The sequence below is a fragment of the Cupriavidus sp. 05L310 genome (assembly GCF_056398185.1).
Map to the genome: position 1 here is coordinate 1 of NZ_JBFTOX010000062.1, position 15843 is coordinate 15843.

Annotated in this window: 12 protein-coding genes and 1 pseudogene; 3 read left to right on the forward strand and 10 right to left on the reverse strand. The window is 62.1% G+C overall.

Annotated features, from left to right (window positions below; translation table 11 throughout):
• On the reverse strand, window positions 1-302 hold a 302-nt coding region (locus AC1DS6_RS33895; RefSeq protein WP_477104083.1), incomplete at its 3' end, for a hypothetical protein.
• A 119-nt stretch (window positions 303-421) separates the two neighbouring features.
• Complete coding sequence (locus AC1DS6_RS33900) at window positions 422-652, reverse strand: hypothetical protein (protein WP_441630814.1); 231 nt, start codon at window positions 650-652, stop codon at window positions 422-424.
• Window positions 653-1130: 478 nt separating this feature from the next.
• On the opposite strand from AC1DS6_RS33900, the pseudogene AC1DS6_RS33905 reads away from it, so the two are divergent.
• Window positions 1131-1347: pseudogene (locus AC1DS6_RS33905) on the forward strand (IS5/IS1182 family transposase); the annotation flags it as partial.
• A gap of 23 nt (window positions 1348-1370) precedes the next feature.
• On the opposite strand, the gene AC1DS6_RS33910 reads toward AC1DS6_RS33905, so the two are convergent.
• Window positions 1371-1769 carry a winged helix-turn-helix transcriptional regulator gene (locus AC1DS6_RS33910; RefSeq protein ID WP_441630885.1) on the reverse strand — a complete coding sequence of 133 codons (399 nt, stop codon included), beginning with the start codon at window positions 1767-1769 and terminating at the stop codon, window positions 1371-1373.
• 205 nt (window positions 1770-1974) lie between these two features.
• Between AC1DS6_RS33910 and AC1DS6_RS33915 the strand changes: the two genes are divergently transcribed.
• Window positions 1975-2595, forward strand: coding sequence for an FMN-dependent NADH-azoreductase (locus tag AC1DS6_RS33915; protein WP_441630816.1), 621 nt, complete (start codon window positions 1975-1977; stop codon window positions 2593-2595).
• Window positions 2596-2705: 110 nt separating this feature from the next.
• On the opposite strand, the gene AC1DS6_RS33920 is transcribed toward AC1DS6_RS33915, so the two are convergent.
• From AC1DS6_RS33920 to AC1DS6_RS33940, 5 genes are all read right to left on the reverse strand, one after another.
• Complete coding sequence (locus tag AC1DS6_RS33920; RefSeq protein WP_441630818.1) at window positions 2706-3800, reverse strand: transporter; 1095 nt, start codon at window positions 3798-3800, stop codon at window positions 2706-2708.
• A gap of 107 nt (window positions 3801-3907) precedes the next feature.
• Entirely contained in the window at window positions 3908-5557 is a 1650-nt protein-coding gene (locus tag AC1DS6_RS33925) for a bifunctional 3-(3-hydroxy-phenyl)propionate/3-hydroxycinnamic acid hydroxylase (RefSeq protein WP_477104084.1), read from the reverse strand.
• Window positions 5554-7470: an acyl-CoA synthetase gene (locus AC1DS6_RS33930; RefSeq protein WP_441630822.1), complete on the reverse strand. Its 1917-nt coding sequence runs from the start codon at window positions 7468-7470 to the stop codon at window positions 5554-5556. Before AC1DS6_RS33930 ends, AC1DS6_RS33925 begins: the two co-directional genes overlap by 4 nt.
• Before the next feature lie 67 nt (window positions 7471-7537).
• Window positions 7538-8416, reverse strand: a complete 879-nt coding sequence (locus tag AC1DS6_RS33935; RefSeq protein ID WP_441630824.1) for a fumarylacetoacetate hydrolase family protein — start codon at window positions 8414-8416, stop codon at window positions 7538-7540.
• 104 nt (window positions 8417-8520) lie between these two features.
• Window positions 8521-9555, reverse strand: a complete 1035-nt coding sequence (locus tag AC1DS6_RS33940) for a VOC family protein (RefSeq protein WP_477104085.1) — start codon at window positions 9553-9555, stop codon at window positions 8521-8523.
• 799 nt (window positions 9556-10354) lie between these two features.
• Between AC1DS6_RS33940 and AC1DS6_RS33945 the strand changes: the two genes are divergently transcribed.
• Complete coding sequence (locus AC1DS6_RS33945; protein ID WP_477104086.1) at window positions 10355-13789, forward strand: AAA family ATPase; 3435 nt, start codon at window positions 10355-10357, stop codon at window positions 13787-13789.
• Window positions 13790-14034: 245 nt separating this feature from the next.
• Here the strand turns inward: AC1DS6_RS33945 and AC1DS6_RS33950 are convergent, their stop codons facing one another.
• Complete coding sequence (locus AC1DS6_RS33950) at window positions 14035-15027, reverse strand: Bug family tripartite tricarboxylate transporter substrate binding protein (protein WP_477104087.1); 993 nt, start codon at window positions 15025-15027, stop codon at window positions 14035-14037.
• A 53-nt stretch (window positions 15028-15080) separates the two neighbouring features.
• Window positions 15081-15842, reverse strand: coding sequence for a cupin domain-containing protein (locus tag AC1DS6_RS33955; RefSeq protein WP_441630832.1), 762 nt, complete (start codon window positions 15840-15842; stop codon window positions 15081-15083).
• Window position 15843 lies beyond the last annotated feature (1 nt).

A 15843-nucleotide genomic window follows, 5' to 3' on the forward strand; every position in this document is an offset into this window, starting at 1 on the left:
AAGCGGGTCGCGTTGAAACGCCAAGCGGGAACCCGTGCGGTGGCTCCGGCCTCGGGGGCGGCGCTGATGCCGACGGTGGCGTGGCACACGCGGTCCATTCCCAGCTGTACCGTATCGTAGTGAATCACCAGGACCGTCCCGGCGGCACTAAAGAAGTGCTCGAACTCCGTCGAGATCAAATCCTGCACGACGGCGCCGGGATCACCCACCGGCTCGTCGCCGTAGGCGAGGACGCCGAGCGCTGACGCGGGCGAGGCGGAAAAGGTGAGGGCGGCGCCGATCGGGGCGATGGTGCTACGCATGTATTTCTCCTGACAGATGACGGTCCTTCGGCTTCCAAGCCGGAACCTTCAGCAGAACGGGCGTGCGTACGGGCGCGTGTTGCCGGCTCTGATGGCAGATGTAGTGACCGAAGGTCCTTCTACAGCCGGCCGATCAACGTCACAACTAGTTCGTTGAGGGCTAGATGGTCGATGATCTGGAAATCGGACATTTGTGCAAGGCCCAATCCCTGCACCACAGCATAAAAGCACGAGGTCGGAGTTGTTGACGGTGAAGCGGGATTCTGGAAGTAGCTTGTGCACTCCGCCATCGATTTGGAATTCTGAGTCGGGTGATCTGCCATTCGTGCCAGCGTGGCACCTGCGTTCATGCTTGGATATTTCCTCGCATGTTTCGGGAAGCCCATACCAGGCTACGAAGGAAGGGGCTGCAGAAGCCGCCCTGCGCATCGGCTCAAGCCGCCAGGACCGATCTGATGCGCGCATTCAACGACTTTGCGCGTGCGTTCAAAGTGAGGTCGGTGCGCGAAGTCGAACTTCAGCACATCGAGGGATGAATGGGGCTCGTGACTCCCTGGCCGCCCGCTGAAATCCTCCCCGCATGGCCAAGGACCTGTAAACGCCTGCTGCCCTGGGCCTTGTCCGACCCCTCGCCCCGTCGCTCGCTGTCTTCGCGAAATTCCGCAGGTACTGCCGCGCGCCCACAAAGGGGAGCCAAATTTTGGCATTCGACAAGTTTCGCAATCATGCGAGGGGATTGGCGCTGCGCGAACAACATGCTGTTTCTTCACGCGTGCCTAGTGCCTACTAAAAATGACGGCTAGGATTCAACGCAACACGTCAAGTATCTGGCCAGAACGCGCGCGACGCACTGCGCAGCAGCGCGCCAAGGACAAAAAATGAACTCTACGCCCTGCACGCGCCCGGGGTGGAGTGTGTTGCCAAGGGCAAGGTCCGTCATCCCTACGAATTCGGCGTGAAGGTGAGCCTGGCAATCACTGCCAAGCGGGGTCTCACCGTCCGTGCGCGCAGCTTCCCTGGCAATACCTCCGACAACCACACGCTACACGCAATTTGCTGTCTCCTTGACTAAGGCTGCTCAGACTCGGAGTTCCTCTTGCTGCTGAGATCGAACGCCTGCCTCGCCTGTTCAATGGCCGGGAGGTGCGCGATGGCCCATCGGCCAAGCGCTTCCACAGGGGTTCTTAGCGAATGCCCGAGGGAGGTCAGTGAGTAGTCAACGCGCGGCGGAATCGTGGCATAAACGGTCCGCGTAACCAGTCCGTCTCGTTCCAATCCCCGCAAAGTTAGCGTCAGCATTCGCTGCGAGATGCCGCCGATCTTCCGCTTCAGTTCGTTAAACCGCATGGGCCCCTCGGCAAGGAGCATGACGATGAGGACGCTCCACTTATCGCCAATGCGCGCGAGGACTATCCCCGCTCCCCGGCAGTCTCCAGGCAGATCTATCCCGTTACGTCTGTCCAACATTCCGGGCAAGTGGCCCTTGTGCTCGACAACCGTGCCAGTCGCATCGTCAGACTCCCGTTGAATGGTCGCAGGTAACATCGGTGTGCCTCCTTGTGGCGGACGCGAATGGTGGGTATGTTGGTCGCGAGCCATCACGCAATCGCGCCCATTGAATTCGGACTGTTCAACTCCGCGATGGGCAGCGCATACCATTGGAGATCCCCGAGTGACCACGAAGCTTCTTCACATTGATTCCAGCATCCTGGGAAACAATTCCGTCAGCCGTACCCTTTCGGCCGGCATCGTCAACAAGTTCAAGGCCGCGCATCCGAAAGTCGATGTCATATATCGCGACCTCGCCAGTTCACCCATTCCTCACTTGTCCGGCGCCTACTTCGCCGCATCCCGTGATCCCAAGGCGCCGAATGACGCAGCGCTTCTGCGGGATATTGAGTTGGGACGCGCCATCCTGGAAGAATTCCTGGCGGCCGACGTGGTGGTCATTGGTGTCGCATTTTACAATTTCAGTATCGCCAGCCAACTGAAGGCTTGGATCGACCGTATCGCCGTCGTGGGAAAGACCTTTCGCTATACGGACAGAGGTCCAGAAGGGCTCGTGACCGGCAAGCGCATCATCCTGGCCGTTGCACGCGGCGGGTACTATGGCCCCGGTTCGCGCAACGCGGCACTTGAGCACGCGGAAGCCTATCTCCGGAGCGTATTCTCGTTCGTGGGCGTGTCCCAGCTTGAAGTGGTCGCTGCTAACGGTGTGTCTGCAGGTGCCGAACAACGGCAAGTCGCTATCGAGCAGGCACAGCAACAGATTGACGATCTGCTTCCGACCTAAGTGGAACCGAGTTGTCAGGCCTAAGGAAACGGCAAGACACGATCACAGCTTTTCAGAGACCTTTCAAGTGCGAAACGTGTCGCACTTGAAAGGTCTCTTAGTCATCGTCGTCAAAACAGCTTGATCAAGCGGATCTGGCTAAAGCTGCCGACCTTTGCGTTGCGCGAAGTGGTTGTTGCCATGTATTGCAACGTCAGCGCCGCGTCAATGCCAGGCACCATCGCGGTATAGAACGCACCGGCATTGAGCGATCGGTATCGGCTCGGGCCCCAGGGATTGTTCGAGTCGTCCTGGTACTGTTGAACGAAGACGGTGTGCAGTCCGAATACACCAATCCCGGTCTTGTATGCTGCCGCGCCTTCCAGTCCGATCCAGTTGCCGCTGCGGAGGTCATTGTCCCGATTCTTCGTATTCAGGCCCAGGGTCACCTTTGCCGCGAAGGCGATGTCGGGCGTTGGCAGGTAGGCCATTTGCACCGACGGCCGCAGCGTATAGAAATTACCAGTGCCTATGTCGGGTGCAGGCGATGCGTTGTAGCGCCCTGTCGGAATGACGAGGGATGCGCCCAGCAATACGCGCAGCTGTTCGGTCGTATAGAGCCAGCCGCCTTGCAACTCCAGGTCGCCGATGCCCGATACGTCGCCACTGGAACTGGCTGCTTCGCCGGCAAGGGTTGACTGATATGTCGCCCCGAACTGGCTCGCGATGGCCCGCTGTGCGGCCGCGGGGACTGCAGGGTTCGCCTGCACGGCTGGCGTTGCGGCAGTAGCCCTGACCGATTGGGATTTGACGCCATACGGCAGAACGCCGCCGAACGCGAAGCGACCGCCGCCATAGTCCGCGTCGGTAATGTAGCCAACGCCGAGGTTGAACAGCTTGAAAGTGCCTGAGGCGGGGATCTGGGCGGTATTCGCGCCATAAGTGGGATACGCGCTCACGGGTGTCGGGGACGGAAGTGGAATGGCGCCACCGGGGATCGGCTTCGTCAGTGTGTTGCCGTCGTTGCCGGTCACCTTCCTGATGTCGATATAAGTTGCTGCGACGCCAACTGCGAGCCCGGCGGCATCTGGGGGTGTAAACATTTCCCCTCCGATGCTGCCTGCTATGTTGTACCGCACCTGAAAGTCTTCTCCGGCATGCGCGGTCATGCTTGCAAGGCAAATTATCGCCGAGATAGAAAGACAATAAACAGAAGTCTGCAACACAAGGGTCTCCTCCTTGTTATTCAGGTGGTGCAAAAAAAGCCCCGCCCGCCGAGGCCACGAACTGGCACTGGAAGGTTCTTATACTGTCTGCGGGGCGACTGGTGCCTTCAGGCGGCCTTGGGGAGGCGTATGTCGAGGCGTACCTGCGGCGGATCGATCAAATAAAGGGCGCGCTGGAGGATGTGCTCGGCTTGAGAGGCCGGGCCTTCGGCGAGCACGCATCGGTCAGGGCGGACCACCACCATCCAGTCGAGCGGGGCCACGCGGGGCAACACGACCTCGTCCAGTGCTTCAAGACGCCGGCCTTTGGGCGCGAGATGCTGCGCTTGGGCACGCTGGCACCATTGCCACACCTTGCCACCGGCGAGGGACCAGCGGACCATGAGCTCAGACGAGAGACGCGTCGCGGGGTCAAAGCCAAATCCGATGACTGCACACTCAAGCCCCAGGCAATCGTCGCTAAGTGTCGGGATTCCGCTTTCTGCCGGTCGGACCCACCCCTGTGGAAAGCTCGAACCGGCACGCAGCTTCTCGGTGCCGCGCACGCGCACAAACAGGCCTTTGTCGAAAGTGTTTGCCGGCTTCACTTTCAGGTCTTCGAACAGGGCACGGCCGCGCGGCAACAACCTTATCGCGCTCATGCACCCGTGTATAGCGAGTGCCGCAGCTCGGTTGCGTGGCATGACAAGTGCTCCAAGAAAGCGCGCCAGGTTGATGATCTTTCTTGCGTGAGGCCGGCGTTCCTGATCATAGCTGTCGAGAATCTGCTCGCTCGCCTGGCCGCGTAGCACCCACGCCAGCTTCCACCCAAGATTTGCCACGTCTCGCAGGCCGGCCACCAATCCTTGCCCGGCAAAAGGGGGGGTAATGTGAGCGGCATCACCGGCCAGGAAACATCGGCCTTTTGAGAACGATTTGGCTTCACGTGCGTGAAATCGATACACGGCGGTGCGTTCTATCTGGATCTTGTCTACATCGCACCACGGCGCGAGCAGATTGCGCACCGATTCAGGCCGCTCCATTTCCGCAGCGCTTTCGCCCGGCTTCAACATGAATTCCCAGCGCTGGCGGCCTCCTGGGGCGACCATATGCGGCGTTGGCCGCGCGGGGTCGCAGACGAACTCGCAATGGTCAATGGGATTCGGCACGCCAAGCGCGTCGACAATCAGCCAGTCCTGCTGGAATGTGCGGCCCTCGAAATCAAGCCCCAGCTCACGCCGGACCAGTGAACCTGCGCCATCGATGCCCACCATGTACTTCGCCCTGACCTGCAGGTCGGGGCCGCCAGCTGATTTCACGACGGCACGCACACAATGACCATCATCGACGAAGGACTGGAGTTCAGTCCCAAGGCGAACGTCCACGGTGCGGTACGCTGACAGCTTCTTGCGCAGCACGGCCTCCAGCTCTGGCTGGTAGAACGTGACGAGCGTCGGATGGCCGTCGACAATTCTCGCGCTATTGATGCGCGCAAAGCGGCCGAACAGTGGCGAGCGGTATTGCACCTTCGGAATCGCCACCGTGGCGAATTCGCCCTCCGCTACGCCCACGAGTTGCAGAATGCGCAGGGCCTCGTTGTCCAGCGCGATCGCGCGCGGTTTGGCAAAGATTTCCGTGGCGCGGTCGATGGCCAGGACGCGGATCCCGTAGCGGCCAAGCAGGTTGGCCAGCGCTGCCCCCACCGGCCCCAGTCCTACAAGCAGGACATCCGTATCAAGCATGTTCCCCTGCGGGGTCTTCGTGGTGTCCGTCATCATTGCTCCTGCCATGCGGGAATCACGGGATAGCGGGCTACCAGTGCTACCGCCGCCTCACGTGACGCGACCGGACCGGAGATATCGGCTATGGCGCCGCGCTCGGGGCAGAGGCGGGCCTTGACGCGGGTGTCGGACATGCCATCCTCGGCAAGCGCCGCCTGGATGACGTGCTCGATAGTGAGCAGCCGCAGGTCTGGCTTGGAGACCTTGCCGACGGCGGTAAGGGGCAGTGTAGGCATGATTTCGATGCGTACCGGCACCGCCGCACGTTCAGGAATCCTCTCCCGCGCGTATTCCATCAATGCCTCGCTGCAAGCCTGTCCGCCTGGCTTGAGTATCGCGAAGGCCACCGGCAATTCGCCCGCATGGATGTCCGGCTGCCCGACCGCGGCGACCATGGCGACCGCGGGGTGTGCGGCGATCGCATCCTCGATCATCGACGGATCAATGTTATGGCCGCCACGGATAATCAGGTCTTTCGCGCGGCCGCACAGCGTGAGAGCTCCGTCCGCGTCAAGGCGGCCCAGGTCACCCGTGTTGAACCATCCGCCCTCGATCCAGATGCCGCGGTTGTCGCCTTCCCTTAGGTAACCGGGAAACACATTGGGGCCGCGTATGCCGATCACGCCGGTCGTACCGGCTTCGGCAAGTTCGGCGGGCCTGCCGTCTGCGCATAGCTTGAACAGCTTCAATTCCTGATACGGAATGCGGATGCCAACCGTACCGGCCTTGGGCGCGGCTTGTGGCGGGTTGACGGTCGATACGCAACTACCTTCCGTCAGGCCATATCCCTCGTGAATGCGAACGCCGGTGAGCTTTTCAAACTCGTGTGCGACCTGACTGGGCAGCGGCGCGGCACCGCAGAGAACGTGGCGCAAGGTCGGGACCCCGTCCGCAGGCAAAGGTCTGGAAAGCAGGGCCGCCAGGATGGTTGGTACGGCGGAAAACGTGGTGGTCCCGAACCGGTTGGCAATTTCCCAGAAGGCGTCCAGCAGGCCGGGCGTCCGGTACCCGCCCGCTGTCAGCATGACGATTTCCGAACCACTGTGAAGTGCGCCGAGTCCGGTCACCATGGCTCCATTGACGTGGAAAAGGGGCAATCCAGCCAGCATCACGTTGCGCCGGTCATCGATCCGTTGAAGGACCCATGCCATCACAGCTTCGTTCAGGTGACTGTGCACGGCCACCTTGGGATACCCGGTGGTCCCGCCCGTATGAAAATAGGCACACGGCTCGGTGGGCGTGAATCGCCGCCCGCTGATCAGCCGCGTACTGTCCGATTCGGCCAGCGCGTCATGGAAGTCGAGCACTTGCACGCCGGTACGGGCCGGCATCTTGCCGCGCGGGGTGTGGCCGCCGGAGCAGATACGCCCCCCCAGCGCGGCCATCGGGTCAACCTGCAGGATCGTATGGACCCGAGGCAGCCGGTCCGCGACTTCCACGGCCTTTTCCCAGATATTCCCGTCCGTCGTGGGCCCCAGGGCGATGACCACCCTGGCCCCCGTCTCTTCGCAGATACGGGCAATGAAGCTGGATTCCAGCATCGGGTTGATGGGGCTGGCAATGCCGGTAGCTTCCGCGCCCCATAGCGCCAGGTGGCCCTCGATCAGGTTCGGTAACAGGATGGCGACTGGCACCCCCGGAGTGACACCCAGGCGGTGGAGCGTATTGGCGGTGCGATGGATGCCCTCGAGCAATTCGGCATAACGGACATCGCGCGTCGGCGCGGAAGCGCTGCCGTCCAGCAGCAGCCGCAGGGCCACGCGTTCCGGCCAGCGCTCGCAAGCGGTCCGTAGTACATCGTAAGTGTTTGTGGCGCGGATCGCGTCCCGCCAGGGCGTCCGTTCGATCTGTTCCACGTCCTCCAGTCGCCTGACGACCTCTGGCATGGCGTTGATTGCAAGGCTACTCATAAGACTTCACTCTCATTCCAAATGCTGCGATGGGATGCCACGTATTTCGTCGCAACCTGCGTGGTCGTCATGCCGTGGCGATAACGGTGGTCTGCTCACCCAGGTCGATGGTGCCGTCATCCGTGCGAATCGAGGCCCGGATGCTATCGCCGGGCCGAAGGTAGGCGGGATTGGTCATGCCGCGGCGCACAAACATGCGCCATTTTCCGGCGTCGCTGAGAAAATGTTTCGCCATGAACATGGCGAGCTTGCCCGGCGCGCGGGCCGCGCAACCGGCAGGCGTACCCGTGGCGATCAGGTCGCCGGTGTGAACGTCGTGCATGGATGCCAGTTCCGTCAAGGTTGAAGCCGGCGCGTGGATCATATCGGCGCAGTAGGCATCCTGCCGGGGCTGTCCGTTGACATCCAGGCGCATCCGCAATTCCGGCCAACGTTGCCACTCTTCCGGTGTCAGCAATATGAGCCCAGGGCCAACAGGTCCGAAGCCGCGATAGCTCTTGCCCTTGTAGAACTGACCCTGCGGCAATTGCACGTCACGCGCCGACAGGTCATTGACGATGGTCACGCCGGCAAGCCAATCACCGAGAGCGTCAGGGCTGACCTTCACGCCAGGTTGCAAATCCCGCCGCAGCACCAGCCCGAGCTCGATCTCGTAGTCGAGCAGCTTGACGTGGGCTGGGGAGGCAACCGGAGCATCCGCGGCCGTGATGCATGAGGATGCCTTCGTGAAGATGGTGTTGAAGGGAAAATTCTCGACACGCAGGCCGGATTCCATGACGTGGCTGCGGTAGTTGACCCCCTGGCAGAGGAATTGCTGGTTCTGCGTGACGGGAGCCAGAAGCTCGACGGCCTCGCGCGGAATCGTTGCCTGTGCCGCCGGCACTTGCCAGATGCTTTGCCAGTGTTTGGCAAGCAACTCGCCTGTGGTCGCGGCGTTGACCTGCAACGGCGCGATGCGTGCGCCAAAGAGAATGCCCCATTGCGGGCCATCCGTATGGATGTAGCGAATTACGGTACGAGACATGACACTTCCTAGGGAATTGCTTAGTTCTAAAGCCAGGGCCTGGCGGGTGCACCCAGCGCTGTTTCGATCAGCTTGAGCCGCGCCGGCGCAATTGCCTTTCGCTGTACCAGCCTCAGCACCTTCAGCACATTGCGCAAAGTCTTTCTTGGCTTCATGGAGGCTGGTGCGTCGGCACCCCAAGCCCAGATGCCGCCGAAATCAAGCGGCGAGTAAGCGGTTTCGAAATCCGCGGTGAACAGGTCGCCATCGGTGTAGTGCTCCAGCTCGAAGCCGTCCGGGTCGCGCCAGTAGTCGAACAGCTGGCTTCCCAGCAAGTGCCGCCCGATGCCCCACATGTGCGAATGGCCTTGCGCACGCAGCACCTGTTGACCTTGCCCGAGCGCATCGAGATCGATGACTTCGTACGCGCTGTGCTCGTATTTCTCTTCGATGCCACCCACCAGTACGAGGGTGTGGTGGTCAGCTGGCGCCTGGCCAAGGTCGAGCCGGCAGAAGGCCAGGTTGGGGCTGCCATCCGCGAGGTACTGCACATCGGTCGGAATGACACCAAGTACGGTCATGTACCACGCCGCCATGGCGGCAAAGTCCACGGTTTGAAAGACAACATGACCCAGCCGGACAATACTGGCCGGCTCAATCGGGGTGCGAACAGTGCGGTTGACTCGCGGCGCATGTTGCCCCGTGTTGGTCAATGTCATGGGCGGGCGCATGGGCAGAGCTTCGACACGCTGCTGGCCTTGCACGAGCCAGACGCTGCGCCCGGAAGGATCGAATAGCTCGACACCGCGCCCGCCTCCGGGAATCTGCTGTTCGGACAACCACGTGGCGCCAATGCGATCGATGTACCGATTCAAGTCGGTATCGTCCGACATACGAAAGGCGGGCCCAACGAAGCGGCTCGCCGCCGAACGTTCGGCCACCGCAATGCAAGGGGCCGTCCCGACGCCACGGGCCGTGATCCGGTCAGGCGAAACGCTGACCAGATGCATGCCGAAATCGCGCCAGAAGCGTTCAGTCGCCGGCAGGTCTTTCTTTTCCCAGCGAAGGAACGCCAGTTCCACTGCTCTACCGAGCGGCTTTGGGCGAGTGAGCCGTTGCACGCCAGGTGGCAGCCGGCTCTCCGGGTGAGACTCCGGCTGGCGGAGCATGACAGTCGATTTGGGCATGAGGTCTCCAACCGCTGAGCGGTCCGTTTGAGATTATTTTGGATCAGCACCATGCATGCAGGTGCTGCCAAGGAGGCGCCACGGCGCTTGCGACGTCGGAATGCGGGGGCAATCGACGTCGTGCATAGACGTGATAATAGTATATTTGTCAGAATGACAAATAGCTCGTTAACACCTAGGGAGTGCGACAGGGGGGGGCGGTCGCAGCGCCCCGCCGTGCGCAAGGTGCGGCGCGTTTCGCGTCGACCGGCCAAGGGATTGCATGCCGGCTGCCATACGAGCCGCATCGCCCGGAGCACTGGCGACCGAAATGGCTGCGGCCCAGGGTGTCTCCCGGTTCAGCACCGTACCGGTGCGCATTTGAGTCGGGTAAGCGACACACCGAAAGAGCCGGGTTGAGGACTTGGATACGCGATCGTCGGCGCGGGGCCGTGGCCCCCGGCCCCGCGCCGCGAGGACGGATTCTGTGGGGCAGCCAGCACTTCATCGAATACAAAGCCGGTTTGAACTGTGATGCGCGCTATCCAACACGGGCTGGGTAAGCCGAATCGCGGCCCAAAGTCCATGTGAGCAACGATCAGCTGAATACGATAAGCCGTATGGTGAGTGGCATTTTCGATAACCTATATCTTGCGACGGGCGGTCATTACGCTTCTAATGAGTTCGTGGCAGGCGAAGGCTGTCAGAGGGCGATATGCGCTGCACAAAATGCGGGTTCGAGAACCCCGCGGGAGGAAAATTCTGCGAGGAGTGCGGGCAAAGGCTTGCGCAGATCTGCCCGCAATGCGGCCATGAGTCCAGCCCCACAGCAAAGTTCTGCGGTTCTTGCGGCGCGCCCATGATGGAGCTGGCCGCAACGCCAGTCGCTGCCGCAGTGCCAACGCCCGCTGTCCCCGCACCGGTTCTTTACACGCCGCCCCATCTCGCCGAACGCATCCTCGCCGAGCAAGCCGCGATGGAGGCCAGGGGACAGGCTGCCGGCGAACGCAAGACCATTACGGCGCTGTTTGCGGACATGGCCGGCTCGACCGCCTTGATCCAGGACCTGGACCCCGAAGAGGCACGCGGGCTGATCGACCCCGTGATCGCGCTGATGATGGAGGCCGTGCATCACTACGAGGGATACGTTGCCAAATGCCTGGGCGACGGCATCCTGGCGCTGTTTGGCGCGCCGATTGCCCACGAGGACCACCCCTTGCGGGCGTTGTACGCGGCGCTGCGCATGCAGGAAGTGATGCGCCGCCATGGTGACCGGTACCGTCTGGAGCAGGGGGTCCCGCTGCAGATCCGGGTTGGCATCCATACCGGCGAAGTGGTGGTGCGCTCGATCCGCAAGGATGACTTGCGCGCGGACTACGACCCGGTGGGGCACACGATCCATATCGCCTCCCGGATGGAAGGCGTCGCAACACCGTCGTCGATCCTCGTTAGCGAGTCGACCCATAAGCTGACCGAGGGGTACTTCGCGTTCAAGGGCCTCGGGACCACCCACGTAAAGGGCATTCGGGACCCGCTTGCGGTCTATGAGGTGCTCGGCCTCGGCGCCATGCGCACGCGCCTGCAAGTGGCGGCCCATCGCGGTCTGGCGCGGTTTGTCGGCCGCCAGGCCGAATTGGAGCGCTTGCAGGAGGCGTCGGAGTCGGCCAGGGCTGGGCGAGGGCAGATCGTCGGGGTGGTGGGCGAGGCGGGTGTCGGCAAGTCGCGTCTGTACCACGAATTCAAGGCGCGCTCGCAGCGGGGCTGCATGGTGCTCGAAACCTTCTCGGTTTCGCATGGCAAGGCCTTTCCCTATCTGCCTTTGATCGACCTGTTGAGAAACTATTTTCAGATCACCGCGCAAGATGATGAACGGCTGTATCGCGAGAAAGTCACCGGCAGGTTGCTGACCCTGGATCGCACACTGGAGGACCATCTGCCCTATCTGCTTTACCTGCTCGGTATCAGCGAAGCGGGCTCGGCGCTGCCCAAGATGGATGCCACCATCCGGCGCCACCGCACCTTCGAAGCCATTGCACGGCTACTGGTGCGTGAGAGCCAGAATCAGCCGCTGATGGTCTTCTTCGAAGACTTGCAATGGCTGGACAGCGAGACCGAGGCCTTTCTCAATATCCTCATCGAGCATGTGCAGCGTACCAGGCTGCTTCTGCTCGTCAACTACCGTCCGGAATACGTGCATGATTGGGGCGGGAAACTTTACTACACCCAATTGCAACTGGAACCGCTGGGGCAAGCGGAGGCACAGGGCCTGCTCACGGCCCTGCTGGGAGACCATCCCTCGCTCGTGCCCCTGAAGCTGCTTATCCTGGCGAAGACGGAGGGCAACCCGTTCTTTATGGAGGAAGTCGTCAAGACGCTGGCCGAGGAGAGCGTCTTGCTTGGTCAGCCCGGCAGCTACCGGATCGAGAACGCCCCTTTGTCATTTCATATTCCGACGACCGTGCAGGGCGTGCTCGCCGCCCGTATCGACCGGCTCCCCGTCGCCCAGAAGGACTTGCTGCAGACCCTTGCGATCATCGGCAAAGAGTTTCCCTTAAGTCTGATCCAGCATGTCACAGCGCAACCGGAAGAGGAACTGCGCCCGCTTCTGGGTGACCTCCAGGCCGGCGATTTCATTTACGAGCGTCCCGCTTTCCCGGAAGTGGAATACGCGTTCAAACACGCGCTTACCCAGGAGGTGGCCGCTAACTCCCTGCTGACCGCTCAGCGCAGTGTGCTGCATGAACGCACGGCCCGGGCCATCGAGACACTGTTTCCAGGCCGGCTGAAGGACTATTGCAGCGAACTGGCTCACCATTACAGCAAGAGTGGCAATGTGCCGAAGGCCATCGAATACCTGCATCTGGCGGGCCAGCAAGCCTTGCAGCGTTCAGCACAGCTTGAAGCGATTCATCATCTCAGTGCAGCCCTCGAACTGCTCAAGTCCTTGGCAGACACCCCCGAACGCGCACGCGAGGAACTCACCCTGCTGCTGACCCTCGGTCCTGCCTGGATGGCCGCTCGAGGCTATGGTGCGCCAGAGGTGGAGGAGACCTACACGCGTGCATTGGCCTTGTGCGAACAGGGCGGGGAAATACCGCAGATCTTCTCGGCGCAGTTAGGACTGTGGTCGTTTTATCTATTGCGTGCGCAACTCAGTACTGCACACGCCTTGGCGCAACGGCTGCTCGGTCTCGCGCAGGATAAACAAGATCCGGAACAGCTCGCGGAGGCGCACCGCATTCTCGGCGCCACCTTGTTCCGTCTGGGCGAGATCAGGATGGCCCGGACCCACATGGAGCAGGCGCTGGCACTGCACCGCCCCGATCGGAAAACATACAGCAAACTTCTACGTTATGCGCCGAACCTCGCCCTTCATATCGGGAGCACGCTAAGCTGGACGCTCTGGTTTCTGGGCTTGCCGGACCAGTCGCGTGCGCGCAGCGAGGAAGTGCTGGCGCTGGCCAGAAAGTCCTCTGATCCGTTCGGCCTTGCCTTGTGCCTGATCTTCGCGGCCGAATTGCACCAGTACCGGCGCGATGTGCAACTGGCGCGGGAGTACGCAGACGCCGCCATCGCGCTTTCAAGCGACCAGGGGTTCCCCCTCTATCTGGGTTGGGGAACGATCCTGCGCGGCTGGGCGCTGGCCGAGCAGGGTAGTCATGAGGAGGGCATCGCGCAAATACAACAAGGCCTCCGCGCCCACGAAGCCACCGGAGCGACACTGGGTCGGCCGAGGCTTCTGGGACTGCTCGCCAACGCTTATGAAAAGGCAGGGCAAGCCGAGGCAGGGCTTGCTGTGCTGAGTGAGGCGCTGGCTCTGGTGAAGAACACGGGCGAGCGGTTCGCTGAGCCGGTTCTGCTTCGGCTCAAGGGGGAACTGATTCTGATGTTGTCCGGCGACAAAGCCGGCTCGTCCATCAGGGCCAAAGAAGCCGAAGCATGTTTTCAGGCGGCTATTGCCACTGCTCATGACCAGGGAGCCAGGTCAGTCGAGCTGAAAGGCGCGCTGAGCGTGGCCCGGTTATGGCAACGCTGCGGCAAGACGGATGCTGCGCGCTCGATCCTGGCCGGTATTCATGGCACATTCACCGAGGGGTTCGATACCGTCGACTGGCAAGATGCCAAAGTACTGTTGGAAGAGCTGACGTAAGCAGTCTGACCAGGCTCGCGGAGGCGTTTGCCGACGACACGTGGCTGGCCCTTCGGATCGCTGCAGGTGCTCAGGCGCTTGGTGAGGCGTCCGATACGGTCGCAGATTGGCGCGGTGTTCCCCTGGCGCTGGTCGTGACAAGTGCCAATCAGTTGGATCGGGTCACCTTCGAAGTCCTGGTCCATGCAATACCAGCACTGCCCGGACTGTCCGGCCGAGTATTCTCGGGCCGCCGAAGGTGCGGGCTATTCCGGCTGGATGCCGGCGGCTTTGATCACCTCAGCCCATTTCGCGGTTTCGCTGCGCACGAACGCCGCCAACTCTTCTGGCGTCGATGGGGAGGGTTGGCCTCCAGTCTGGCTGAAGTGTTCGGTAGCCGCCGGGCTGGTCAGCCCCTGCAGAATCAGCTGACTCATACGCGCGATGACCGGTTTTGGCGTAGTGGCAGGGAAGAAGGCAGCAACCCAAGCCGTCATCTCGTACCCCGGCAGGCCGCTTTCCGCCATGGTCGGGACATTGTCGAGCAGGGGATGGCGCCTGGACGTGGTCACGGCGACTGCGCGCAGCTTGCCGTTCTGGATCAGGGGCAGGGCTGGATTGATGTCGGAAATCATGAAGTCGACCTGGTGGCCCATCAAGTCGGTCAGGGCCTGCGGCACGCCCTTGTAGGGCACATGCAGTGCCGGTGCGCCGCTCATGATCTTGTAGAGCTCACTGGCGACCCGGGTGGAGGAACTGCCGCTGGCGAAGGTCATCTTGCCTTGCCGGCTTTTCGCCAGCGTGGTCAGATCGGCCACCTTCTGCACGGGGCTGTCGAATGGCACCACCAAGACCAATCCGCTCTTGGCGATCAACGACACCTGCGCGTAGTCCTTGATGGGATCATAGGGCAGCTTCCTGAACAGGGACGCATTGGCCGCGTGAGTGGTATTTGTCGTGATGAGCATCGTGTAGCCATCTCCGGGCGCTCTCGCGACCGCCGTGGCCGCGATGAACCCGTTGGCACCGGGGCGGTTTTCCACGACCACGGACTGGCCGGTCTGGGCGGTGACGTTTCGCGCGATGTAGCGCGCGGTGTTGTCCGTGCCACTGCCTGCAGGGAACGGCACCACCACACGGATCGGTTTGTCCGGATACTCGTTCAGGCCAGCTGCCCACACCAGCTGCGACGCCGCGCAAGCAGCGGCTAGTCCGAACAGCAGGGCGAGCACGCGTCGCCGGGGAAATCGCTGGATCATCTTGTCTCCTCCCGCATCTTGGGATCTGATTGATTCACTTGGCCGAGCTTGCGTCAGGTCAGCGGATCGTGTGCGCGAATGACAATCAGCTCGCGCATCTCGTCCGCCGATTCGAGGCTGAGCTCCGCACCGTCGGGAACGTAGACCCACTCCCCAGTCCCGGCGGCGAAGCGCTCCCCTTCGATGCGCCCATGGAGCGTGCCGCTGCGCACGAAGAGCACCTGCTCGGTCTCGCCAAGCCTGTGCGGCTCGGCGCCGCCATCTGGATCAAGGTCGACCATGTAGATGTCGAGATACCGGGAATCGACGGTCTGGCGTGTGATGACCGGCCTGACGAGCGCGGCACGGTAGTGCGCCAGCGCGATCGCTTCGGTGCTGGTTGGAACGTCGCGGACATCGGCGGCACCGGCCTGAAGGCGCGGGTCGTCCGGGCCGCTCGCGGTCACTGCTGCGTTCGGGTTTTCGCTATATGGCGGAGCGTAGACCACCATCACCTGCACCGGTTCGTCGCTGATGACCTCGAAGCGATGGAAGACGCCAGCCGCGTTGAAGCTCCAGTCCCCTGCGCGCAAGATGCGCTGCTTACCGGGTAGTTCGCCGATACCCTCGCCGGCGAGCAGGAACGACGCCTGTTCGAGGTCCGGGTGTGCGTGCGGCAACGCGCCGTGGCCCCGGGAAATCGTGCCCAGCAGGACCTCGAGCCGGCGCGCGCCGACAGTCTCCTTGCCGATGATGCGCTGGTTTGCCGTTCCCGTGTGGTTGGCCGGCGCGTACGCGGCCACGTCGGTGGCCCTCCGTACATAGGATGATGTCATT

Bases quoted from the DNA above. Each gene is read 5' to 3' on its own strand.
- AC1DS6_RS33900 (WP_441630814.1), bottom strand. From the start codon at position 652: ATGAACGCAGGTGCCACGCTGGCACGAATGGCAGATCACCCGACTCAG.
- AC1DS6_RS33910 (WP_441630885.1), bottom strand. From the start codon at position 1,769: ATGTTGGACAGACGTAACGGGATAGATCTGCCTGGAGACTGCCGGGGA.
- AC1DS6_RS33925 (WP_477104084.1), bottom strand. From the start codon at position 5,557: ATGATGACGGACACCACGAAGACCCCGCAGGGGAACATGCTTGATACG.
- AC1DS6_RS33930 (WP_441630822.1), bottom strand. From the start codon at position 7,470: ATGAGTAGCCTTGCAATCAACGCCATGCCAGAGGTCGTCAGGCGACTG.
- AC1DS6_RS33945 (WP_477104086.1), top strand. From the start codon at position 10,355: ATGCGCTGCACAAAATGCGGGTTCGAGAACCCCGCGGGAGGAAAATTC.
- AC1DS6_RS33950 (WP_477104087.1), bottom strand. From the start codon at position 15,027: ATGATCCAGCGATTTCCCCGGCGACGCGTGCTCGCCCTGCTGTTCGGA.
- AC1DS6_RS33955 (WP_441630832.1), bottom strand. From the start codon at position 15,842: ATGACATCATCCTATGTACGGAGGGCCACCGACGTGGCCGCGTACGCG.